Here is a 24,285-nt window from a genome sequence, read left to right as displayed (position 1 = left end):
TGGTACTCATTGTGATCGATGCGCTACGTTTTGATACGGCCTGTACACATATGGGATTCTTGCACCATCTAGTCGAACGTAAGGTGGCCGCTCGCTATAAAATTTGCTCAGAGGTGCCATCCTTATCAAGACCTTTATATGAGACGATCTTAACAGGGACACCCCCCATTGTTCATGGAGTTACAAGCAATATGACCGTACGTATATCGAATCAAAAAAGTGTCTTTCATGTCGCAAAGGAACATGGTTTGTCCACTGCAGCCTCTGCTTATTATTGGGTAAGTGAGCTATACAATAGAGCGCCATTTAGCCATATGGAGGATAGATTACAGCTTGATAAACAGTTACCTATTGAAAATGGTTTGTTCTATTTCGAGGATCATTATCCTGATAGTCATGTATTTGCTGATGCAGCATGGTTAATGGATCAAAAGCAGCCTGATTTTCTTTATATCCATCCAATGAATGTTGATGATGATGGTCATAAATTTACGGCAGATTCCGCACAATATCGCAATCGAGTTTTAGCAATGGATGCATTACTTTCCTTATTTATTCCTAAGTGTATGGCACAAGGCTATGAGGTCATCGTTACGGCTGATCATGGTATGACAAGTGATGGCAACCATGGCGGAACTACCCATGAGGATCGACATGTCCCGCTGTTTGTCATTTCTGATTTTGTAAAGGCTGGTATTAAAGAAGGGATTATTTCGCAATTACAAATTGCACCATTATGCTGTCATTTATTAGCTATTGAGCCTGCTGATGGTATGGTACCACTCCTACTAGAAGGTGTGTTTACACCAAAAGAAGTTTAAACAATAATAGTCGCTCCACTTTAACAGGAGCGGCTATTATCCCCCTAAGCCGCAAGTAATTTATAGAAAGAAGTGATTGTGTTGATATCGAAGCGGCAATCCATTGCCTGGCTTTCGCCTTTTCTTGTCTTACTATTATTGTTTTTCTTTGTTCCGTTATTTTATATGCTCATAACAAGCTTTCAAAATAGTGAAGGCTTTACGTTGATGCAATATGAAGCCATTTTTACGAATGACTATATTTTACAAGGTTTTAAAAATAGTATTACATTATCCATTATCTCTGCCTTGATTGCGCTAATTGTCACATTGTTCGCGGTCTATGCCATGATGAAATTTTCTGAACCAGTAAGGGAGAAAATTTTAATTTTATCAAATTTAACTTCGAATTTTTCGGGTATTCCGCTTGCATTTGCTTTTATCGTTTTACTCGGAAATAGCGGGCTATTTACCCTATTATTTGAAAAATGGGATATCGATGTACTATCGTCCTTCTCTCTTTATAGTTGGGGTGGTTTATTATTAATCTACATTTACTTTCAGCTTCCGTTATCACTCATGCTGTTATATCCCATTTATGATGGGATTCAGCAACATTGGAAGGAAGCCGCTGCCTTACTAGGCGCATCTAGTTGGCAGTTTTGGATGAAGATTGGTCTACCTATTATGCTACCAGGTATTGTTGGAACATTTAGTGTGTTGTTCGCCAATGCGATGGGTGCGTATGCTTCTGCCTATGCACTAACAAGCAGTAATTATAACCTCGTTGCGATTCGTATTGGTTCATTAATAAAAGGGGATATCTTTGCTCAACCAGAGCTAGCAAGTGCGATAGCGGTCATTCTCGCTGTAACAATGGTCACTGCTATGCTAATTAGTGAGTGGAGCATCTCAAAAACAAGGAGGAAACTTAAATGAAAAAGCGAGGCTTGGCCGATTTATTTTTCCTCCTGTTAGTGGGGTATTTACTATTACCTGTGCTAGCAACCATGCTCTATGCCTTTGCGTCAAAATGGAACAAAACTATACTACCAGAGGGATTGACATTAAAATGGCTTTCTACGTTGTTTCAAGACACTGATTTTATTCAGGCATTTGGACGTTCTGTACTATTAGCCAGTGGCGCTGTAAGTATTGCACTCCTTGTCATTGTGCCAGCCATTTTCGTCATTGTTCTATACTTTCCTACATACGAAAAATGGATACAAATGGCAGTGGTTATGGTCTATTCTTTTCCAGGAATTATTTTAGCAGTAGGGCTTATTCGTGTTTATAGCCAATTTGGTATACCGATGATTTTTGTTGTTTTAGGAGCCTATGTTGTTGGGATTCTCCCTTATATCTATCAAGGAACACGAAATAGTTTACGAAATATAGATGCTAGGCAGCTACTTGATGCAGCCCAATTACTTGGCGCTTCTAAAAAGCAAGCATTTACAAAAGTTTTATTGCCTACTGTTTATCCAGGTTTATTTGCAGGGGCATTGTTATCCTTCTCTGTCTTATTTGGTGAATTTGTCTTGATTAATCTTGTGGTTGGTTCTCGCTTTGAAACAGTTCAGATTTACTTAATGAAAAAGCTTAGCACAAGTGGACATATTGCTAGTGCAATTGTTTTCATTTATATCGTGCTGATGGGTCTATTAACTTTTGTCATTGCGATAGTAACGAAAAGAACGAAAGGTGCTACAAATCTATGAGTTATCTTGTTATTGAAGGACTTCATAAAAAATATGGGCAATCAGCCGTTTTAACAAATATTACTATGGAAATTAAAAAGGGGGAATTCATTACATTGTTAGGGCCAAGTGGCTGTGGGAAGAGTACCATTTTACGAATTGTCGCAGGCTTAACAGACGCAACTAAAGGTAAGATTTCTATTGAAGGAAAAGATTTGACTGGTGTGCAACCGAAGGATCGTCAAGTGGGCATGGTCTTTCAATCCTATGCGCTCTTTCCAAATATGACTGTGCAAGAAAATGTTGCCTTTGGTTTACGGATGCAAAAAGTTGCAGCTGCTGAAATAGACAAACGAGTTCAAGAAATGCTAGCACTAGTTCATTTAAGTGAAAAAGCCCATGCCTACCCAAAAGAATTATCTGGTGGACAACAGCAACGTGTTGCTCTTGCACGAGCCTTAATTGTTCGTCCCAAAGTACTTCTCTTAGATGAGCCGCTTAGTGCGCTAGATGCGCAAATTCGCAAGAAGCTGCAAGCTGACTTAAGAACAATTCAACGAAAACTCAATATGACGATGATTTTAGTCACGCATGATCAGGAGGAGGCAATGGCTGTTTCAGACCGAATATTCGTGATGAATCATGGTAACATAGCCCAAAATGGTACACCGACAGAGATTTATACAAGACCGACTAATGAATTTATTGCTGGCTTTATAGGGCATTACAATATCTTTACTCGCAAGTCATTAGAGAAAATGCTTGGAAAAAATTTAGCAGAGCAATCCACCAAATTTGCCATTCGACCAGAAGCCCTGCATCTTGAAAAAAGAGAGGGGGATTTATGTCTATCGGGGATAGCGAAGCAATCATTAATGAGTGGCAATATTATTCGAACTACATTTGATGGAGAAACCACATTTACAATGGAACAACTCCATCAACAAGGGTATTCGCTTGAAATGGGCAAATCCTATACGTGTTATGTCGCAAAAGAAGATGTGATTGCCCTATTATGACGTACGCAAAACTTGAGAGATTTGAATTTATTTTAAAACAATTAGATATAGAGGGTAAAATAATCGTTGCAAATATTGCCGATGCCCTTCAAGTGGCACCAGAAACAATTCGCCGTGATTTTGATGAATTAGAGCAGCAGCATTTACTAACAAGGGTTCATGGTGGAGCTATTAAATACACCAACGTTCGAAATGAGCCTGCTTTTTTACGCAAGCTACAAATGCAAAAAGAAGCAAAGCGCCAAATTGCTCGTATAGCTGCCAAACGCATTTGCGATGGCGATACCATTGCAGTTGATACAGGGACAACAACAGTTCATATGGCCGATTTCTTACTAGCTGTCGATGATATAACTGTTGTAACCAACTCGATCGCGGCAGCTATTCAATTTAATTTAGCCATTGAAGAGCGACGTATGACAGGCAAGGTCATATTACTAGGAGGTACGGCAAATCCTAAACAATCTTCAGTCGCGGGTGCTATGACATTAGAAATGCTAGATAATATGAATTTTGATAAAGCCTTCTTATCTTGTGGTGGTATTAGTGATGGCATTGTTTATGATTACGATTTAGATGAATCTCTAGTTTCTAAAAAGATGCTCAAGCATAGTAAATTAAGTTATTTATTAGCCGATGCATCTAAGATGGATGGGAAATCATTTTTTCAAATCTGTCATCTAGAAGATTGTACAGAAATTCTGTGTGAAAGCACTTGTCCAATAGAATGGCAGGATTATGAGGAAAAATGGACGGTATGTAATGGAGGGAATAGCGGATGACAATAGATTATCATGTGCATTTAGAAGAAGGACCTTATTCATTTCGCTGGCTAGAGCGTACATCACAAGCATTAGATTTTTTCCATCAACATGATGCGATAGATAAAGGTTCGAAGGCACATATGACCGATCAACTACAGCGACTAGCAAAGCGAGTACAAGGTGGCTGTTATAGCGAGGAGTGGTTAGATTTATATCTTGAACAAGCAAAAAAGCTTGGCTTACGTGAAGTAGGCATTGTGGATCATTTATATCGTTTTCAAGAAACGCGTGCCTATTTCGAGCGCTTTATGCGGCTGGATGATAGTGAAATAGGTCAAATCCAGCGATATTGGCTAGAACGTGTTATGACAGAAAATATAACTGATTTTGTTAGTACCATCCAGCAGGCAAAGGAGAAATGGCGCCAACAGGGCATCGCTTTAAGGCTTGGTATTGAGGCTGATTATTTTGTCGGCGGGGAGGAAGAATTAACGGCCTTGCTAAATGATTATCCTTGGGATTATGTCATCGGTTCTGTCCATTTTGTTGATGGCTGGGGCTTTGATAATCCTCAAACACAATATGTTTTTGAGCAAATGGATCAATCTGCTTTACAACAAAGTTACGAGGAATTTTTTACAACGGTTGAGAACATGATTCTTTCCAATATGTTTGATTTTGTTGCCCATCTTGACAATTTTAAAGTGTTTAATTATCAAGTGGAGAATCATGAATTTAATGAGGCTTGGTATAAACGTATTGCTCAAGCGCTTACGTCAACGCAAACTGCTACTGAAATTAATGCTGGGCTGTATTATCGTTATCCTGTAAAGGAAATGTGTCCTGGCCCTCATTTTTTACAAACCCTACTGAACCATGGAGTTGCTTTTACAGTGTCCTCTGACGCCCATTTTCCTGATGATTTAGGTAAATATACATTTGCCAATACAGAATTGCTAAGGAGTTACGGTGTTCAATCGGTGGTTGCCTTTGAGCAACGGGTCAAAAAATGGCTAGATTTATGGTGAGAGTAAAAGGCACTTAAGTTTCAGAGTGCCTTTTAATTGTGTTACATAAGTACAATGGAGCTTGCATACAAATGATTAAATTCAATTTAATATGTGAGGCGAGTCAAATTGACATTCATTAATGAACAACCCTTTTTGCCTATTATTATCCAATCGGGTCAGCATGCCTATGGAGTAGCCCGCTCCTTTTATGAAGCCTATCGTATCAAAAGTCTTGTTATTGAGCCTGCTGTAAAGGATAGAAATATTCGTACGCTCCTATTAGGCGGCTCACAAGGCGTTGCCACACAAAATAGCAGTATATTGGAGTTTCAATATGTAGAGAACTTAGATGAGCCTGCCTACTTTGTACAAGCTTTAATCGGAGTAGCACTGCAGTATCAACAGAAGAAATTGATTTTAATCGTTTGTGACTGCTATTACGCAGAGCTTATCATTGAAAATAAAGTACAGCTTGAAAAATATTTTATTTTACCTTATATTGATCAAACTTTGCTTAAGAGGGTGCAAACGAAGGAAAAATTTTATCAGCTTTGTGATCAGTATCAATTAAACTATCCCCAAACCATCATTATAACTAAACAGCACCTACCGGGTAAACTCCCTTTCCAGTATCCAGTTATCATTAAACCCTCTAATCCAGTGGCCTATACGAATTGTTCTTTTCCAGAAAAGAAAAAAATTTTTTTTGTGCAGGATGCCGCTGAGATGCAGCATATTATTCAATCTATTTATCGTTCTAGCTATCAAGATGCCTTGATAGTACAAGAATTTATTCCAGGCGATGATTCTTCTATCCGTGTACTAGATGTTTTTGTAGGAAGAGATCACAAAGTCAAATTAATGTGTATCAGCAACAAGCTGCTTGAAGATCCATCCCCACAGAATAAAGGTATTTCTTTAGCTGTTATGACTGATTACGATGAACAGCTAATGGAGTCCATCCGGCACTTTTTAGAGGACATAGGCTATAGCGGTTTTGCTAATTTCGATATGAAATATGATGCCAAAGTCGGAGTATACAAGCTATTTGAAATGAATTTACGTGCAGGGGCTTCAAGTCACTATGTGACAGCAAGCGGTTATAATTTAATGCAGTATATGGTGGATGACTACTTACTTGGCATACATCATGAACGAACGTATGTCCAGACAAAGCATATATGGTCACTCCTTCCACCCAAAACTTTATTAAAATACATGCGGAATGAAAAATTAAAAATAGAAGCAAAGCGTTTAATGAAAGAAGGACGATATACGAATGCATTGCTTTATAAAAAAGATGTAAATATCAAGCGATGGATCAAGCTGAAATTGTATAATCGATACTTACATGTAAAGTATCACAAGTACTTTCATGAAAGTGATTGATTAAATAAGTGAATAACAGGATTGAACGTCTAAACTGCAGGATAGCACTTAAAATTTAAAAGATATAATGGATAGATACTTCCAACCTGCTGTAATTAAGTCGAATCCCCGACATTTGAGGCGCAAACCTTGTAGGAAGTATCAACTATTCAGTATAATAGTAAAATGGAAATTCAAGTGCATGGATTTCGTTTGAAAGGAGTTACCTGATTGCGATGAATGAGGAACAACGCTTAGCTAATCAACAGGTCAATCAACCAAAAAAAGAAGACAAGCCTGAAAAGGATTATAGTAAATATTTTGAGAGGGTCTTTACAGCTCCTTCCTTAAAAGATGCTAAAAAACGTGGCAAAGAAGATGTTAAATACCATAAGGATTTCAGCATTGCCGAGGAATTTGCAGGCATGGGTAAAGATCGTACTTTCTACATTCGTACTTATGGCTGCCAAATGAATGAGCATGATACAGAAGTAATGGCCGGGATTTTTATGCAGCTTGGCTACACACCAACAGAGGCGATTGAAGAGGCTGACGTTGTCTTACTGAATACATGTGCTATTCGTGAAAATGCAGAAAATAAAGTATTTGGAGAACTAGGTTTCCTACTAAAATATAAACGTAAAAACCCAGAAATGCTGATTGGGGTTTGTGGCTGTATGTCGCAAGAGGAATCGGTTGTCAACAAAATTTTAAGAAGCTATCCACACGTCGATATGGTATTTGGTACGCACAATATTCATCGTTTACCAAACATACTTAAAGAAGCCTATATGTCGAAGGAAATGGTTGTAGAGGTTTGGTCAAAAGAAGGCGATGTCATTGAAAATCTGCCGAAAAAGCGACTTGGTTCTATTAAAGCTTGGGTTAATATTATGTACGGTTGCGATAAATTCTGTACGTATTGTATCGTTCCCTACACACGTGGTAAAGAACGTAGTCGACGTCCAGAAGAAATCATTGCTGAAGTTCGTGATTTAGCGGCTGCAGGCTATAAAGAAATTATGCTTCTGGGGCAAAATGTCAACGCTTACGGGAAGGATTTTGAAGATATCGATTATCGCCTCGGTGATTTGATGGATGAATTAAGAAAGATCGATATCCCACGTATCCGTTTTACAACAAGTCATCCGCGTGATTTCGATGACCATTTAATCGAAGTGCTTGCAAAACGCGGGAACTTAGTGGAACATATTCATTTACCTGTACAATCTGGCTCTAATGAAGTTCTAAAAATTATGGCTCGTAAATATACACGTGAGCATTTCCTTGGATTAGTAGACAAAATTAAAGCCGCAATACCTGAAGTTACCTTAACGACAGATATTATTGTTGGCTACCCAAATGAAACAGAGGAGCAATTCGAGGAAACATTGTCGTTATATCGTGAAGTGGGCTTTGAGGCAGCATTTACGTATATTTATTCTCCTCGTGAGGGAACACCAGCGGCTAAAATGATTGACAATGTACCTGAAGAGGTCAAAAAAGAGCGCCTTCAACGTTTAAATGAAGTAGTGGGTGAATACTCTCGCAAAGCATTGGAACGATTAAAAGGTGAGATAGTCGAAGTTCTAGTTGAAGGTACAAGTAAAAAACGCGATGATGTCTTAGCTGGCTATACGCGAAAAAATCGTCTGGTTAACTTTAAAGCGCCAGCTGAAGTAATTGGTCAATTAGTAAAAGTTAAAATAATAGAGGCTACCTCTTATTCGCTTACTGGTGAATTTGTAGAAGTCGTAAAAAATGAAAAGGTGGAAGCGTAAATGACACAAGTCTTATATACAAAAGAAGATTTAATTAAAAAATCACATGAAATTGCACATATGATTGCGAATACGCCAGAGGTTGAATTCTTTAAAAAGGCAGAGGCACAAATTAATGAAAATCAACAAGTACGTGAACGTATTGCAAGTTTAAAAAGCTTACAAAAACAAGCTGTTAATTTCCAACACTTAGGAAAAGAAAAAGCATTGAAAATGATTGAAGATAAAATCGCTAAAATTGAAGAAGAAATTAATGACATCCCAGTTGTGCAACAATTTAAAGAATCACAAGGCGATGTGAACGATTTATTGCAACTTGTTTCGAATACAATTGCTAATAATGTAACAAATGAAATTATTCGCTCAACAGGTGGCGATGTACTTCGCGGTGAAACAGGTTCATACGTAGAAAACTCTCAGCCAGGTAGCTGTTCTTAAAAAATCATAGAAATGAAAGCTCGAATGACAGCATTCGAGCTTTTTTATGTCTTCTTCTATAGAAGGACTCTATCCTATAGTAGACATCTCATGGAAAAGAATCTTGCCGAACCATTACATTCTCTAAAAATATATGTTCACCCAATGGGCGCTACCTGCATATGATGGAGTGAAAAGAGTCGAAGGAGGAATTGCGCTGAAACGTTTACGACAAATCGTGACGAAAGCAGTAGTTGCCAAAGGGAAGAAGAGAACGGAAGAACGTGTCACATTATCACCAACAAATAAACCGACAAGTATTTTAGGATGCTGGGTTATCAATCATACGTGCTCTGCAAAAAGAGTCGGGAAATTTGTTGAAGTAACAGGGAAATTTGATGTCAATGTATGGTATGCGTATAGTAACCATTCGAAGACAGCTGTGTTTTCCGAAACAGTTCACTATAAAGACAAAGTGAAGCTTCACTACCGAGAAGGCGAGATTAGCGTTGGTGAGGATGTTCGAGTACGGGTGTTACAAGAACCAAATTGTATTGAAGCGGTCATCTCTCCATGTGGTACAAAGTTTGAAATTGTAGTAGAACGTGAAGTAGTAGTTGAAGTAATGGGTGAAACAACAATTTGTATTAGTGTCCATCCATTAGACTATGAGGAAGATTGGAACTTTAATGATGAAAGCTCATCATCATCGTCATCAAGCTCAAGCTCAAGTTCAAGCTCATCTTCGAGCTCTGATGGAGAAGGTAGGTATGTGTTAGAGTCTTCATCGTTTCCTGATGAACGACCAAGATAAATCTAGAAAACATCAATTTTTGATACATGCGGAACGCTAGCATCTTAAAAAAGGTGAATCAAGCGTTTCGCATGTATCTTTTGTTATAATAAAAATATCTATTAGGCAAGAGCGAGGTAAATATTTATATGACAACATATACACCAATGATGCAACAGTATCTACAGGTTAAAGAAGATTACAAAGATGCCTTTTTATTTTTTAGATTAGGCGACTTTTATGAAATGTTTTTTGAGGATGCCATTAATGCCTCACAAATTTTAGAAATTACATTAACGAGCCGAGATGCAGGGGCAAAAGAGCGAATACCCATGTGTGGGGTGCCTCATCACTCGGCTAAAAATTATATTGAAACACTTGTACAAAAAGGGTATAAAGTGGCGATTTGTGAACAAACAGAAGATCCAAAGCAAGCAAAAGGTGTGGTAAAACGGGAGGTCGTTCAATTGATCACACCAGGTACCATTATGGAAGGTAAGGCGCTTGATGGTAAATCTAACCATTTTATTGGAGCAGCAGAGCAATTGGATGACACAACTTTTGGCTATGCTTATTTAGATTTATCGACAGGCGAAGCAGTTGCTTCTTCTATAGAAGGCGATGGAAAAGCTCTTTTAATGCAAATGCAAGCTTACGGCATTCGGGAGCTTATTGTGACTGATAGTTTACAACTATTGTTAGCAGAGCATGCCGTCAATGCGGGAATTGTGCTTTCAGTTGAAACTAATGAAATGCCGATCGATCAAGCAGCAAGCTATTTAGAAGCGGTCCCACAACCATTACAAATTGCATGTCTGCGTTTGTTAGCTTATATTGACCAAACACAAATGCGTTCCTTATCACATATTCAAGCATTCACATTTAATGAAATAAAAAATTATTTACGAATTGATTCTAGTTCTAAACGAAATTTAGAGCTGATTCAATCGATTCGTGGCGGAGACCAGAAAGGGACACTTTTATGGCTGCTCGATGATACTGTAACGGCGATGGGTGGGCGTAAATTAAAGCAATGGCTTCATCAACCACTTGCCACTCGATCAGCTATAGAAGCAAGATTAGAGATTGTAACCGATTTATTGGAAGCATATTTTGTGCGAACAGAGCTGCAAACAGCCTTAAAACAAGTATATGATTTAGAACGCTTGGCCGGTCGTGTTGCTTTTGGTAATGTGGGTGGACGTGATTTAGCTCAATTGCGTGATTCACTACGCCAGGTACCAACCATCCAGCAACAATTGCTGGATGCAGACAAGGAAACGCTTCACCGATTGGGTCTAGCACTCGATACATGTACAGATGTTGAGGCACTGTTAGCAAAGGCAATCACAGATAATCCGCCTATTACCATTAAAGAAGGAGACGTCATCCGAGATGGCTTTAATGAACGCCTAGATGAGCTTCGCTATGCTGCTCGTAATGGCAAGGATTGGATTGCTCAGCTTGAACAAGAAGAGCGGATGAAAACGGGTATTAAGAATTTAAAAATAGGCTATAATCGAATTTTTGGTTACTATATTGAAATTACTAAATCCAATATCCATTTAGCGGATTTAACTCGCTATGAGCGTAAACAAACACTAGCTAATGCAGAGCGCTATATTACCCAAGAGCTAAAAGAAAAAGAGGCGTTAATTTTAAATGCTGAGGAAGAAAGCTTAACATTAGAGTACAATTTGTTTGTGGAAATTCGAGATGCATTAAAAGCATATATTCCCCGTGTCCAAGCACTCGCAGCAAGCATTAGCGAGCTAGATGTTTTACTAAGCTTTGCAAGTGTTTCAGAAAAGTATCGTTTTACGAAACCAGAATTTCATGGTGGACGTTCCCTAGAAATTATCGAGGGCAGACATCCCGTTGTTGAAAAAATGTTAAATAAACAAATGTATGTACCAAATGATTGTGTGTTAGAAGAGCAGAACAATATGATGCTCATTACAGGGCCAAATATGTCTGGTAAAAGTACCTACATGCGTCAAGTTGCCTTGATTGTTGTGATGGCGCAAATGGGCTGCTATGTACCTGCTGAAAAAGCGAAGCTACCGATTACCGATCAAATTTTTACTCGAATTGGGGCGGCTGATGATTTAGCAGCAGGACAATCCACATTTATGGTCGAGATGCTTGAATCCCAGCATGCCATTATGCACGCAACGAAAAATAGCCTGATGTTATTTGATGAAATTGGGCGTGGAACATCGACGTATGATGGTATGAGTTTGGCCCAGTCAATGATGGAATATATTCATGACAAAATCGGAGCCAATACGTTATTTTCTACGCATTATCATGAGTTAACAGCACTTGAAAAGGATTTACCTCGTTTACAAAATGTACATGTCTCAGCCACAGAAAAAAATGGGACGGTTGTCTTTTTGCATAAGGTAAAAAAAGGAGCTGCTGATAAATCCTACGGTATTCATGTGGCGCAGCTTGCGCAATTACCAGAGGAAATTTTAGCGAGGGCACGTGTATTGCTAGAGAATTTTGAAGCAGGTAAAGAAGTAGTAGCCGAAAAACAGGAAATAGCCGAACAACCCGTGCAAATGTCCTTATTTGCTGAGGAGGAACCAATTTTGCCAGCTGAGGCAGAGGTGCTAAAAAAATTAGAAAAAGTAAATATTTTAGGAACTTCACCAATGCAGGCAATGAATATTTTATATGAACTGCAGCAAGAGCTTATTAACGCCAAAAAATAAAGGAGTGATTCGTTAGTGGGAAACATACAAATTATGGACGAGTGGCTATCCAATAAAATCGCAGCAGGAGAAGTGGTAGAAAGGCCAGCTTCTGTTGTCAAAGAGTTAGTTGAAAATGCTATTGATGCTGGAAGTACGTCCATTGATGTGTTTTTACTAGAAGCGGGTCTTACTTCTATTCAGGTAATTGATAATGGTGGCGGTATGGATGAAGAGGATGCCTTAATGTCATTCTCTCGCCATGCTACTAGTAAAATTCATCAGGAACATGATTTATTCCGCATTCGTACATTGGGGTTCCGTGGAGAAGCATTGGCATCGATTGCTTCTGTTTCTAAAATGACATTAATTACATCGAATGGGGAATCTGGAACACATTTAGAGCTTGAAGGGGGACATATTCTAACACATAAGCCCGGTCCCTTACGTAAAGGAACGGATTTAACAGTTTCACAGCTCTTCTTTAACACACCCGCTCGCTTAAAATATATGAAAACTATTCAAACTGAACTAGGGCATACAATAGACTTGATGAATCGCCTCGCGCTTAGTAATCCTCAAATTGCGTTCAGATTACTGCATAATGGTCAACAATTATTGCAAACGAATGGACGAGGAGATGTGCAACAAGTTCTTGCTGCTATCTATGGTATACATAATGCCAAGAAAATGGTGTCGTTCCAGGGAGAGTCACATGACTATCGAATTTTTGGCTTTGTAACCTTGCCAGAGGTAACACGTGCATCTAAAAATTATATGTCCTTATTTGTTAATGGTCGCTGGGTTAAGCATTATTTAGTACAAAAAGCAATTGTAGATGCCTACCATACGTATTTGCCTATCGAGCGCTTTCCAATCGTTGTCCTCTATATTGAAGGTGATCCATATTTAACAGATGTCAATGTGCATCCTGCGAAGCATCAGATTCGTTTAAGTAAAGAGCCAGAGCTTTTGAAGTTAATAGAAGAAACCATTCGAGAAAAAATACGCAGTGTTATTCGCGTTCCACAAATGGAGAAGAAGGAAAAAAGCGTCAAACCTGTGACGGAGCAATTAAATATTTGGAAACCTGCGCCCAAGATAGATGTTGAGAAGATGAATGCAATCGTAGAAAAACTGTACGATGTACAAACTATTCAAGAAAATAATCAACAGTCAGTTGAGCCAGAGCCTATTCCTGATGTTGTGGGGGATAAGGATAATTGGCAGCCAGCCCCTCAAATAGAGACTAATGAGGTTGAAGAGGTAAGCATTGTAGAACAACAAGAAGTATTAGAGGATGAGCCAACGAAAGAACCGTTTCCCGAACTGGAAGTAGTAGGACAAATCCATGGCACATACATTGTTGCACAAATGGAGGATGGTTTTTATTTAATTGATCAGCATGCTGCACAAGAACGGATTAAATATGAGTTTTTCCGCGAAAAGGTTGGTCAGGTCAATCCACATGAACGTCAGGCATTACTGCTCCCACTAACATTCCACTATGCTGCCGATGAGGCACTTATTTTACGAGAACATAAGCCAGAGTTAGAAGCTGTAGGTGTATTTTTAGAGGAATTTGGACAGTCATCTTTCGTTGTCCGTGAGCACCCAAGTTGGTTCCCACAGGGGGAGGAACAGGAAATCATCGAGGATTTAATTGAACAAGTGCTGACAACGAAAAAGGCTGATGTCAAAAAGTTACGTGAAGCAGCAGCCATCATGATGAGCTGTAAAAAATCGATTAAAGCCAATCATTTTCTAACAAAAGAACAAATGGAAACATTGCTGCGAGATTTACGCAATGCAGATAATCCATTTACATGCCCACATGGACGTCCAGTGCTTATTCACTTTACATCGTATGAAGTGGAAAAAATGTTCAAACGGGTAATGTAGTAAGAAGGGGGAATAGGAATGGGCGAATTTATTTTAGCGATTGATCAAGGAACGACAAGTTCAAGAGCCATTTTATTTAATAAAAAGGGTGAAATTGTTCATGTAGCACAAAAAGAATTTCAACAAATTTTCCCGAAGGCTGGGTGGGTAGAGCATAATGCAAATGAGATTTGGGGTTCTATCTTATCTGTTATCGCCGCTGTATTAACTGAAAGTGGACATGAAGCAAGTGAAGTCCATGCAATTGGCATTACCAATCAGCGGGAAACAACGGTTGTCTGGGATAAACAATCAGGTCAGCCAATTTACAACGCTATTGTCTGGCAATCACGCCAAACACAGGATATTGTGAATACGTTAAAAGAACAAGGACATGAAGAACTATTTCAGCAAAAAACAGGATTACGTTTAGATGCTTATTTTTCAGCCACAAAAATAAAATGGATTTTAGACAATGTGGAGGGTGCACGTGAACTCGCTGACAATGGAGACTTGCTATTTGGAACGATTGATTCTTGGATTGTTTGGCGATTATCAAAGGGAAAGGCCCATATTACGGATTATTCAAATGCAGCACGAACAATGCTTTATAATATTCATAAATTGCAATGGGATGAGGAACTTTGCAAGCTGTTAGATATCCCTATGTCCATGCTCCCTGAAGTGAAAAATTCATCAGAAATTTACACAGAAACTGCTCCAAGTATTTTCTTTGGTGAAAAAATTCCAATTGCTGGTATTGCGGGTGATCAACAGGCAGCTCTATTTGGGCAAACTTGTTTTACCAAAGGAATGGCCAAAAACACGTACGGCACAGGCTGTTTTATGTTAGTAAATACGGGACAGCAGGCGGTAACATCTGAGAATGGATTATTGACTACCATTGCATGGGGAATAGATGGGAAAGTGACTTACGCATTAGAGGGTAGTGTTTTTGTAGCTGGGTCAGCTATCCAATGGCTACGGGATGGACTACGAATGATACGCACCGCCGAAGATTCTGAAACCTATGCTACAAAAGTAGATGATACGGACGGTGTCTACGTTGTACCCGCCTTTGTGGGACTAGGTACTCCTTATTGGGATACAGATGCTCGTGGTGCCATTTTTGGCTTAACACGAGGAACGTCTAAAGAACATTTTATCAGGGCAACACTTGAATCACTAGCTTATCAAACGAAGGATGTACTAGATGCGATGGAGGAAGCGGCTGGCACACCAATTGAAGTGCTGCGTGTAGATGGTGGGGCCGTCAAAAATCAATTTTTAATGCAGTTCCAAAGTGATATTTTACAGCTCCATGTAGAGCTAGCAAAGCTCAATGAATCAACAGCACTAGGCGCGGCCTATTTAGCAGGGCTTGCTACTAGCTTCTGGCCAAACCAAGAGGCTTTATCGGCATTATGGATGAGTGGTCAAACCTACCAACCACAAATGGATGAAGAACAAGCCACAGCTCTTTACACAGGCTGGCAAAAGGCTGTAGAAGCTACACGAATTTTTAAATCATAGCTATTGGGGGAAAAAAGTATGTTTTCATATGAGCATCGTCCAAAAATTTTATATTATCTTGAGCACTATAGCTTTGACGTATTAGTCATTGGTGGAGGGATAACAGGTGCAGGTATTGCATTAGATGCTGCATCGAGAGGACTTTCAGTTGCATTAATAGAAATGCAGGATTTTTCAGCCGGTACCTCTAGCCGTTCGACAAAACTTATTCACGGCGGTTTACGTTATTTAAAGCAATTTGATGTGGGTGTCGTAGCAGAAGTGGGACGTGAGCGTGAGATTGTGTATGATAATGCGGTTCATGTAACAACGCCTGAAAAAATGCTCTTACCTTTATATAAAAAGGGCTCGCTCGGTCCTTTGACAACATCTCTAGCATTAAAGGTATATGACAGATTAGCAGGTGTAAAAAAACATGAACGAAGAACGATGTTAAACGCTCAAGAAACACTAGCATTAGAGCCATTACTCAATCAAGATGGACTTGTTGGTGGCGGCTATTATGTTGAATATCGAACGGATGATGCACGACTGACGATTGAGGTATTAAAGAAGGCTGCTGAATATGGTGCACTGTGTCTTAATTATGCAGAAATGAAGGAATTTATTTACGAAAAGAAAAAGCTTGTTGGCATTAAGGTGGAGGATCATTTAACGGGGAGAATACTCGATGTTCATGCTGCACAAATTGTCAATGCTACAGGGCCTTGGGTAGATGAAGTGCGACAAAAAGATAAAGTAGCTGATAACAAGCAATTACGATTAACAAAGGGTGTTCATATTGTCCTAAAACAAAAGGACTTTCCACTGAAGCAAGCTGTTTATTTTGATATTGCCGATGGGCGTATGGCCTTTGCCATTCCACGAGATGGCAAAACCTATGTAGGGACAACTGATACTGTCTTTGAAGGTGATCCTGTACATCCTATTGCAACCCAGCAAGATGTGGATTATTTAATTGATGCAGCTAAACGTGTTTTTCCAACAGCTACAATTACTAGAGAAACAATTGAATCCACTTGGGCAGGAGTACGGCCACTAATTTATGAAAAAGGAAAGGACCCTTCTGAAATTTCAAGAAAAGATGAAATTTGGACGGCACCAAGTGGTTTAATGACGATTGCAGGTGGAAAACTCACAGGTTATCGTCAAATGGCAGAGACAATTGTAGATAAAATTGTTAAGGTTCGTCGTTATAAGCATGCGAGTGAATGTTTAACTCGTGAGCTATCACTCTCGGGTGCAAAGGGAATCAACGCTATTAATTTCCCTGACTATATAGCCTATAAAGCACGAGAAGGTGTCCAATATGGCTTGAATTATGATGAAGCCAAACAGCTTGTACAAAAGTATGGTACGAATGTTGATGCGTTATTTGATCGTGTGAAATATTTACATGAACATGGCAGTACAATGCCTTTAGCCTTACATGCCATGCTATTGTATGGCATTGAAGCAGAAATGGTCTATACACCGAGCGACTTCTTTATTCGTCGTACTGGCTTGTTATACTTTGATATTGAAGCAGTGAAGCTCTATAAGCAACAAGTGGTTCAAGTAATGCAACAACACTTGAATTATACGGAAGAACAAAAAAATACTTATATAGCTGAATTAGATCAAGCTATCATGGATGCGACAAATTTTGTAAATGAAGGGGAGTAAGGGATGGAGCGTTATATTCAAATGTCGGATGATCAATTTGTCTTCACGCGAACATTGGAGCCATCAACGCCATGCATTGGTCATATACACATTTTGCATGGTATGGCAGAGCACAGTGGTCGTTATGTAACATTTGCCAAAACACTCAATGCATTTGGCTATGCTGTAACGATGCACGATCATCGTGGACATGGTGAAACGGCCGCTTATAATGGCACATTAGGCTTCTTTGCTGAAGAAAACGGCTTTGAACGGGTTGTAAAAGATGCCCATGAAGTGATAATGCAATTACATGCACCGTTTGCAGATGTCCCATTCATTCTATTTGGTCACAGTATGGGTTCATTCATTACACGGCGTTATATTCAACTATACGGAGAGCAAGTTGATAAAGTAATTCTTTGTGGTACCGGAAATGTTACAGCTTTGCATGCAGTGGGAAATATTGTCGCTAAAGCATTAGCGAAGGGACTTGGTAAAGAGTCGGAAAGTAATTTGTTAAATCAGCTGAGCTTTGGTAGCTTTAATAAACAGTTTCCGAATCCAAAAACTGCCTATGACTGGCTATGCTCAGTACAGCAAGAAGTCCAAAAGTATATTGATGATCCCTATTGTGGCTTTATTCCGACCAATCAATTTTTCGTTGATTTAACGACGGGCTTAACAACACTAAATCGTAAAAAAGAATTAGCGAAGGTAAGACAAGATCTTCCTATCCTCTTGATTAGTGGTAGTAAGGATCCCGTAGGTGAACAGGGGCTAGGGGTTTACGCAGTTGCTGAACAATTAACTGCGGTAGGTGTAAAAGATGTAACGGTTTATTTATTTGAGGATAAGCGGCATGAAATTTTAAATGAAGACAATCAAGAAGAAGTCTTTCAAGTTATATTACGGTGGTTAAAAAAATATGATACAAACTAGATTACAGCAGGCAGAGGTCGTAGCTATTGTGGGACCAACTGCTTCTGGGAAAACAGCTTTAAGTATTGAACTTGCAAAAAAATATAATGGTGAAATCATAAATGGTGACTCCATGCAAGTTTATAAAGGACTGGATATAGGGACTGCTAAAATTACGGAAGAAGAGATGGAGGGTATCCCACATCACCTACTAAGCTTTTTAGAGCCGACAGAATCTTTTTCAGTGGCAGATTATCAAAAACTAGTGCGAGCCAAAATTGCAGAAATCCAATCTCGACATAAGTTACCCATTATAGTAGGTGGCTCGGGCTTATATGTACAAGCTGTCTTATATGATTTTCAATTTACTGATGAAAAAGTCGATGAGGCTGCACGTAAAGCCTATTATGATGAATTAGCAAAGCTTGGCCCAGAGGCAATGCACGATAAGTTAAAACAACTAGACCCTCAAACGGCTGAAACGATTCATCCAAACAATACTCGACGTGTGATTAGGGCATTGGAAATGTTAGAATTAAGCGGTGTATCCAAAGCTGCAGAAGCACAAAATCGAGGTGAAGTGCCTCTATACAAGCATGTCATTTTAGGGCTAGGTCAAAATATGTCACGTGAAGTGCTGTATGACCGCATTAACCATCGTGTTGATTTGATGATGGAAAAAGGTCTTTTAGAAGAGGTTAAAGGATTATGGCAGCAAAATATTCGAGGTGTTCAGTCCATACAAGCGATTGGTTATAAGGAACTATATGATTATTTGGATGGAAAATGTTCCCTTGAGGAAGCGATAGACAGTTTAAAACAAAATTCTCGCCGCTATGCAAAAAGACAGCTTACCTATTTCCGCAATAAAATGGATGTCTATTTTATGACGACAGATGAGCAATTATAAAAGTTGACATATTTTCTTGCTAATTAAAGAAATATTTCTAAAAATTACTAATTGATAAATTGGTAGAACGTGCTACTATAGGAATGAAGAGGTAGAAAGTTAGTAGGGAGGCTATTTGATGAAATCAATCAACTTGCAAGATACGTTTTTGAACCAACTACGTAAAAACAGTGTTTTTGTAACTGTATTTCTGTTAAATGGATTTCAGTTAAAAGGGACTGTGAAATCATATGATAATTTTACAGTTTTATTATTAGATGCTGAAAATAAACAGCACCTAATCTACAAGCACGCCATTTCTACATTCGTTCCAGCTAAACAAATAGATTTTTTAGAGACAGAAGCATAAAAAGATAGTATTAAACAGTTAGTGTTCTCCACACTGGCTGTTTTTTTTTCTTCAGGCTATAATGATAGAGGAAATTGATATTTGGAGGACGAGTTTTATGAAATCGATGGAAACAACGCAATTATTAGATCTATTGGATGCCAATGAAGACCTATATATTATTGACGTTCGAGAAGACGAAGAAGTAGCGCATGGCATGATTCCTGGCGCTCAGCATATTGCCCTTGGGACAATCCCAGAGCGTTTAGATGAATTAGATGTAGAAAAGCCGTATATTGTTGTATGTAAGGCTGGTGCTCGTTCTGCGAATGCTTGCGCCTATTTAGAAGCTCAAGGATTTGATGTAACAAATCTTGAAGGCGGCATGCTTGCATATGATGGAGAATTAGAATTTAAATAATGTGATACGTAAAAAGAAAGAGTGCCTACTCTTTCTTTTTTTAGGTCTATTCTTTTAATGAATTCATAATGTAACCAAAGTTTTCTGCAAAATTGTTATAAAGATTCACATTTTTTTGTCCTTTAATCTTTGCAGCATAACTGGCAAAGTTCAAACCAGCCCCGTAAACTTGTAGTGCACCATTCGCAAGATCCCCCTTTTGGAGAAGCTCAATACCATCCTTTAAAAAATTGTCACTTTCATCAAAGTGACACTCCGTAATGTATTTATGTCCGCTATGAAATAATTTTAAATTTTTTATAATTGTATGTGCTGTTTCTTCGCTAATAGATGCGTCGATGTCCATTAATAACTGATTAATTGGTTTTACGAGCTGGGCATACAGGCTATCATGAGTTTCACATGTTTCAGCAATGGCGTTTCTTAATTCTTTTGCATTCATCGTATCTTCTCCTTTTTCATCATTCAGTAATTTACCACATTTTTTCAAAGACAAACTCTCCTGAATTTTCAGAAATATGTTATGATAACATGTAATGAAGGAGGGATTTTGTATGTTTCGATCAATAGCACCCCCAACAATGTCTTTACAGTAGAATCTACTGTTTAGGCATCCGATAACTGATTGCTCATTCTTATTAGATTCTACTGTATAGGCTCAAACTATATGCGTAGAAAGTAGGAATTTTTAATGAGCGGAAAATTAGCATTTGTATTATCTATGGTTATTTTTGGTGCTGTCGGTGTTTTTGCAAGGTATATTCCTTTAGCTTCTAGTGAGATTGCCTTTTGGATGAGTGGCATTGGTGCTTGTTTTTTACTAGTAATTTTTATTTATAAAAAGGAAAGCTTTGCAAGAAGCGCTATTGTCCTGAATAAATGGCCGTTATTAATTTCAAGTGTTGCTTTATGTGGAAATTGGATATTTTTATTTCAGGCGTATAAGGAAACGACCATTGCTAATGCTGCCCTAAGTTATTATTTTGCACCCGTATTGGTCATCTGTTTATCGCCTATTATTTTAAAAGAAAAGCTAGTTGCAAGAAAAATAGTTTATGTTGTTGTAGCACTTATCGGTCTTTTTTTGATAGTGCAAAGTCAGAACGCAGAAAATAGTGGACACTTAATTGGTATTGTCTATGGTCTGATTGCGGCATGCTTTTACACCCTACTAACATTTACAAATAAAAATATTCGCGGGTTAAAGGAACCACATAATACGATTATCCAACTCTGTTTAGCTGCATTTTTCCTCAGCCTCTATATTGTAGGAACGACGGGTTTTCAGGTGATGCAAATAAATTTTGCTTCTATTCTATTACTCATCGTATTGGGCATTGTCCATGCAGGTATAGGGTTTTATTTATTCTTTTTAGGCATGTCACAGCTAAAAGGTCAAAGTATAGCTATTCTTAGCTATATTGATCCACTGACATCATTAGTGATCTCCACGATGATTATTGGAGAAAAAATGACGCTGCTACAACTAATAGGAGCCATTCTCCTATTAGGCTCCACATTACAAAGTGAAATCGAAAAAGTGTAAAAGGGTTTGACAGGAAGAATAAGCTGTCGTAGATTTAAAGTAATTTAATAAAAGCATTAGGTGCCCAAAGGGGAGAATAGGGAATAAAGTGAAAATCTTTAGCGGACCCGCCACTGTATAAGGGAGTTCTATAGTAAATACCACTAGCGCGTTGCTGGGAAGGTGCTGTGGAATGTTGAACTTGAGCCAGGAGACCTGCCTATTTGCTTTAAAAGGTATGGATGATGGAAAAGTCTGTAGTTTATTTGTTGTGACGATAAACTACAGGCTTTTTCTTTTTGTCTTAAAAGGAAAGGAGAAATTATCATGCAATTACTACAAAACACGTTACAAAACATCCAAGGTGCTGACATGAAAACGAGGGAGCAAGCAAGAAAGCGTATAGATGCTCTCTGTAAGCCCCCTGGTAGTTTAGGAAAACTAGAGTCCATTGCTGTGCAGCTTTCTGGGATAACTGGACAATTATATCCGCTCGTTGATAAAAAGGTCATTATTATCTGTGCTGCTGATCACGGTGTTTGTGAAGAAGGTGTAACCACGAATCCACAAGATGTTACGGTCTTTCAAACATTAAATTTCCCTCAAGGTGGTACAGGCGTTTGCGCGATTGCAAACATTACCAATGCCAAGGTGGTCACAGTAGATGTAGGGGTGAAAGAAGAGATTCCACACGGTGCAGGTGTCATCATCAATAAAATTAAGTACGGTACAGACAATATGGCAAAAGGACCTGCCATGTCTAAAGAGGAAGCCATTCAAGCAATTGAAGTAGGAATTCATGTGGCGACAGAGGAAATAGCAAAAGGGGCTAATGTACTTGGCACAGGTGAAATGGGCATTGGTAATACAACACCTAGTGCTGCTATTTTAGCTGTATTGACTGGATGTGATCCAATTGAAGTAACAGGGTTTGGGGCAGGTGTAGGCAATGGAGGCATTGCTCATAAAGCAGCGGTTATTAAAAAAGCTATTGAGGTCAATCAACCAGACCCTCAAGACGGTATAGATGTATTAGCTAAAGTCGGTGGCTTAGAGATAGGGGCCATGGCTGGTATCATACTTGGGGCAGCTGTCCATCGTAAGCCGGTTGTGATTGATGGTTTTATTTCAACTATTGCCGCACTTATCGCATATAAGCTTGAACCGAAAGTAAAAGATTATATTATCCCTTCCCATGCTTCAGAGGAACCGGGTGCTAAAATTGCCGCAGCATTACTCGGCATTGAACCAATGCTACATATGAACATGCGCTTAGGAGAAGGCTCTGGTGCCGCCTTAGCTTTTCCCATTTTAGATGCAGCCTGCTCCATGATGAACAATATGGTGACGTTAGAGGAAGCGATGCAACTATTAGCTAAATAAAAAAGGAATAAGCCCGTATAGTTCCAATACTATTTGGGCTTATTCCCCATTCATTATGCTCGATTTAGCTTACGTAAAGGCAAACGCCATTTCATCATATAGGAAAGAATGCGTAACACTGTGATGATGGCGAATAAAATATAAAGGAAGATGTCTCCTGTAAACACTTCAAATCCAATAATTAGCCCTGCAAGTGCAGCCCAAACACCATACACCTCATCTCGTAGAACTAATGGTTTACGTCTAGCCAATAAATCACGCACAATGCCGCCACCCGAACCAGTTAAGACAGCAGCTACTATCACAGCACTAATAGGCATATCTAATTTCACGGCATACAACGCACCTTGAATTGCAAATGCTGATAAGCCAATCGCATCTGTGAAGTTACCCCAACGATGCCAATGCTGAATCAAATGATGAGGGAAAATAAAAAATATAGTAATCGCTGCTAACGCAATTTGAAACATCATATCCTGCCCCCATAAGGTCGTGACAGGTAGTCCAATAAGTAAATTTCGAATAGCCCCTCCACCAAAAGCAGTTACAATTCCGAGTATATAGACACCGAATAAATCGTATTCTTCTTCCATGGCAATAATTGCCCCAGAAATAGCAAAGGCAATTGTTCCGATAATACTAAAAACCTCCCAAGCCATTCCTTTCACCCCTTCTATTAATAAATAAACTTCTTTTTATGTTAAAAGACTTTTCTTGAAACAAAATCTATGGATTTATGAGCCAAATTCAGTCATTAAACACGCTTCTTGAAACAAGTCCGCACATTAGCTTAGCGTAAAATGCGCTTAGAAACAATAGGCAAGTTTTGCAGGTACACATACAAATTGTTAAGATGATAATGAAATAAAGAAAAAGATCTGTCATGAGCGTTGATATACCAGTAGTTGATTAGCAAATTCTAGAGAGAGTTAGTTCAATTTAGATCATAAAAATCTTACTGATTGAAATGCGGGACAACGGTGAAATGGAGAAGAAAAGAATGACGTTTACATCTAACTTATCAGTACAAACGCTATCATTAGCAGCACAAATAGAGGAGCGAGTTCGACCTTATCATGCAAAGGTCGAAGAAATGGCATTTTATAATCAACAGAAGGTGCTAGCAGCTTTCAGAAAGCATCAAGTAAGTGATTATCATTTACATCCATCAAACGGCTATGGCTATGATGATGAGGGACGCGATAATCTAGAGCGTGTTTATGCGGAAGTATTCGGTGCAGAGGCTGCCATTGTACGACCACAAATCATTTCCGGAACACATGCGATCACGCTTAGTCTATTCGGTGTACTTCGTCCTGGTGATGAGCTGCTTTATATTTCTGGTCAGCCATATGATACATTGCAATCTATTGTCGATGGTGGTGACA

General features: G+C 38.8%; 23 protein-coding genes and 1 riboswitch. Of the genes, 21 read left to right on the top strand and 2 right to left on the bottom strand.

Annotated elements, in window-relative coordinates; genetic code table 11:
* From RT445_RS13770 to RT445_RS13685, 18 genes are all read left to right on the top strand, one after another.
* Positions 1–821 (top strand): alkaline phosphatase family protein (locus RT445_RS13770; RefSeq protein ID WP_313470723.1); only part of this gene is annotated, 821 nt, incomplete at its 5' end.
* Positions 822–893: 72 nt separating this feature from the next.
* Positions 894–1,739 (top strand): ABC transporter permease, encoded by an 846-nt coding sequence (locus RT445_RS13765; RefSeq protein ID WP_274796064.1) that lies wholly within the window; start codon positions 894–896, stop codon positions 1,737–1,739.
* Positions 1,736–2,521 (top strand): ABC transporter permease, encoded by a 786-nt coding sequence (locus RT445_RS13760; protein ID WP_274796065.1) that lies wholly within the window; start codon positions 1,736–1,738, stop codon positions 2,519–2,521. The genes RT445_RS13765 and RT445_RS13760 overlap by 4 nt, the downstream gene beginning before the upstream one ends.
* Positions 2,518–3,519, top strand: coding sequence for an ABC transporter ATP-binding protein (locus RT445_RS13755; protein ID WP_312505260.1), 1,002 nt, complete (start codon positions 2,518–2,520; stop codon positions 3,517–3,519). The genes RT445_RS13760 and RT445_RS13755 overlap by 4 nt, the downstream gene beginning before the upstream one ends.
* A complete protein-coding gene (locus tag RT445_RS13750; protein ID WP_312505261.1) occupies positions 3,516–4,301 on the top strand; it encodes a DeoR/GlpR family DNA-binding transcription regulator in 786 nt (261 codons plus the stop codon). The genes RT445_RS13755 and RT445_RS13750 overlap by 4 nt, the downstream gene beginning before the upstream one ends.
* Positions 4,298–5,311 carry a histidinol phosphate phosphatase domain-containing protein gene (locus RT445_RS13745; protein ID WP_274796068.1) on the top strand — a complete coding sequence of 338 codons (1,014 nt, stop codon included), beginning with the start codon at positions 4,298–4,300 and terminating at the stop codon, positions 5,309–5,311. The genes RT445_RS13750 and RT445_RS13745 overlap by 4 nt, the downstream gene beginning before the upstream one ends.
* Before the next feature lie 108 nt (positions 5,312–5,419).
* Positions 5,420–6,682 (top strand): carboxylate--amine ligase, encoded by a 1,263-nt coding sequence (locus tag RT445_RS13740; protein WP_312505263.1) that lies wholly within the window; start codon positions 5,420–5,422, stop codon positions 6,680–6,682.
* A gap of 215 nt (positions 6,683–6,897) precedes the next feature.
* On the top strand, positions 6,898–8,442 hold the full coding sequence (gene miaB, locus RT445_RS13735) for a tRNA (N6-isopentenyl adenosine(37)-C2)-methylthiotransferase MiaB (RefSeq protein ID WP_312505265.1): 1,545 nt from the start codon (positions 6,898–6,900) through the stop codon (positions 8,440–8,442).
* On the top strand, positions 8,443–8,880 hold the full coding sequence (locus RT445_RS13730) for a YlbF/YmcA family competence regulator (RefSeq protein WP_274796071.1): 438 nt from the start codon (positions 8,443–8,445) through the stop codon (positions 8,878–8,880).
* 133 nt (positions 8,881–9,013) lie between these two features.
* On the top strand, positions 9,014–9,673 hold the full coding sequence (cotE, locus tag RT445_RS13725) for an outer spore coat protein CotE (RefSeq protein ID WP_274796072.1): 660 nt from the start codon (positions 9,014–9,016) through the stop codon (positions 9,671–9,673).
* A gap of 128 nt (positions 9,674–9,801) precedes the next feature.
* On the top strand, positions 9,802–12,372 hold the full coding sequence (gene mutS, locus RT445_RS13720) for a DNA mismatch repair protein MutS (protein WP_312505266.1): 2,571 nt from the start codon (positions 9,802–9,804) through the stop codon (positions 12,370–12,372).
* A 15-nt stretch (positions 12,373–12,387) separates the two neighbouring features.
* Positions 12,388–14,253 (top strand): DNA mismatch repair endonuclease MutL, encoded by a 1,866-nt coding sequence (gene mutL, locus RT445_RS13715; protein WP_312505268.1) that lies wholly within the window; start codon positions 12,388–12,390, stop codon positions 14,251–14,253.
* An 18-nt stretch (positions 14,254–14,271) separates the two neighbouring features.
* Entirely contained in the window at positions 14,272–15,765 is a 1,494-nt protein-coding gene (gene glpK, locus RT445_RS13710) for a glycerol kinase GlpK (RefSeq protein ID WP_274796075.1), read from the top strand.
* An 18-nt stretch (positions 15,766–15,783) separates the two neighbouring features.
* Positions 15,784–17,430, top strand: coding sequence for a glycerol-3-phosphate dehydrogenase/oxidase (locus RT445_RS13705; RefSeq protein WP_312505270.1), 1,647 nt, complete (start codon positions 15,784–15,786; stop codon positions 17,428–17,430).
* A gap of 3 nt (positions 17,431–17,433) precedes the next feature.
* Positions 17,434–18,351: an alpha/beta fold hydrolase gene (locus RT445_RS13700; protein ID WP_312505272.1), complete on the top strand. Its 918-nt coding sequence runs from the start codon at positions 17,434–17,436 to the stop codon at positions 18,349–18,351.
* Positions 18,338–19,240, top strand: coding sequence for a tRNA (adenosine(37)-N6)-dimethylallyltransferase MiaA (gene miaA, locus RT445_RS13695; protein ID WP_274796078.1), 903 nt, complete (start codon positions 18,338–18,340; stop codon positions 19,238–19,240). Before RT445_RS13700 ends, miaA begins: the two co-directional genes overlap by 14 nt.
* A gap of 118 nt (positions 19,241–19,358) precedes the next feature.
* Positions 19,359–19,589, top strand: coding sequence for an RNA chaperone Hfq (gene hfq, locus RT445_RS13690; protein ID WP_274796079.1), 231 nt, complete (start codon positions 19,359–19,361; stop codon positions 19,587–19,589).
* 97 nt (positions 19,590–19,686) lie between these two features.
* Positions 19,687–19,989: a rhodanese-like domain-containing protein gene (locus tag RT445_RS13685; protein WP_274796080.1), complete on the top strand. Its 303-nt coding sequence runs from the start codon at positions 19,687–19,689 to the stop codon at positions 19,987–19,989.
* A gap of 46 nt (positions 19,990–20,035) precedes the next feature.
* Here RT445_RS13685 and RT445_RS13680 read toward each other — a convergent pair whose 3' ends face one another.
* Positions 20,036–20,431, bottom strand: a complete 396-nt coding sequence (locus tag RT445_RS13680) for a hypothetical protein (RefSeq protein ID WP_312505493.1) — start codon at positions 20,429–20,431, stop codon at positions 20,036–20,038.
* A 249-nt stretch (positions 20,432–20,680) separates the two neighbouring features.
* On the opposite strand from RT445_RS13680, the gene RT445_RS13675 reads away from it, so the two are divergent.
* Complete coding sequence (locus RT445_RS13675; protein WP_274796082.1) at positions 20,681–21,535, top strand: DMT family transporter; 855 nt, start codon at positions 20,681–20,683, stop codon at positions 21,533–21,535.
* A 41-nt stretch (positions 21,536–21,576) separates the two neighbouring features.
* A riboswitch (cobalamin riboswitch) is annotated at positions 21,577–21,752 on the top strand.
* An 89-nt stretch (positions 21,753–21,841) separates the two neighbouring features.
* Positions 21,842–22,897: a nicotinate-nucleotide--dimethylbenzimidazole phosphoribosyltransferase gene (gene cobT, locus RT445_RS13670; RefSeq protein WP_312505276.1), complete on the top strand. Its 1,056-nt coding sequence runs from the start codon at positions 21,842–21,844 to the stop codon at positions 22,895–22,897.
* Between the two features lie 53 nt (positions 22,898–22,950).
* Here the strand turns inward: cobT and RT445_RS13665 are convergent, their stop codons facing one another.
* Positions 22,951–23,556: a trimeric intracellular cation channel family protein gene (locus RT445_RS13665; protein WP_274796084.1), complete on the bottom strand. Its 606-nt coding sequence runs from the start codon at positions 23,554–23,556 to the stop codon at positions 22,951–22,953.
* Between the two features lie 341 nt (positions 23,557–23,897).
* On the opposite strand from RT445_RS13665, the gene RT445_RS13660 reads away from it, so the two are divergent.
* A partial coding sequence (locus RT445_RS13660; protein WP_313470722.1) for a methionine gamma-lyase family protein occupies positions 23,898–24,285 on the top strand: 388 nt, incomplete at its 3' end.

Source organism: Lysinibacillus sp. (assembly GCF_032093475.1).
Classification (GTDB): Bacteria; Bacillota; Bacilli; order Bacillales_A; family Planococcaceae; genus Lysinibacillus; species Lysinibacillus irui.
The sequence above is the reverse complement of the archived record's forward strand: the minus strand, read 5'-3'. Positions and strand labels throughout refer to the sequence as shown.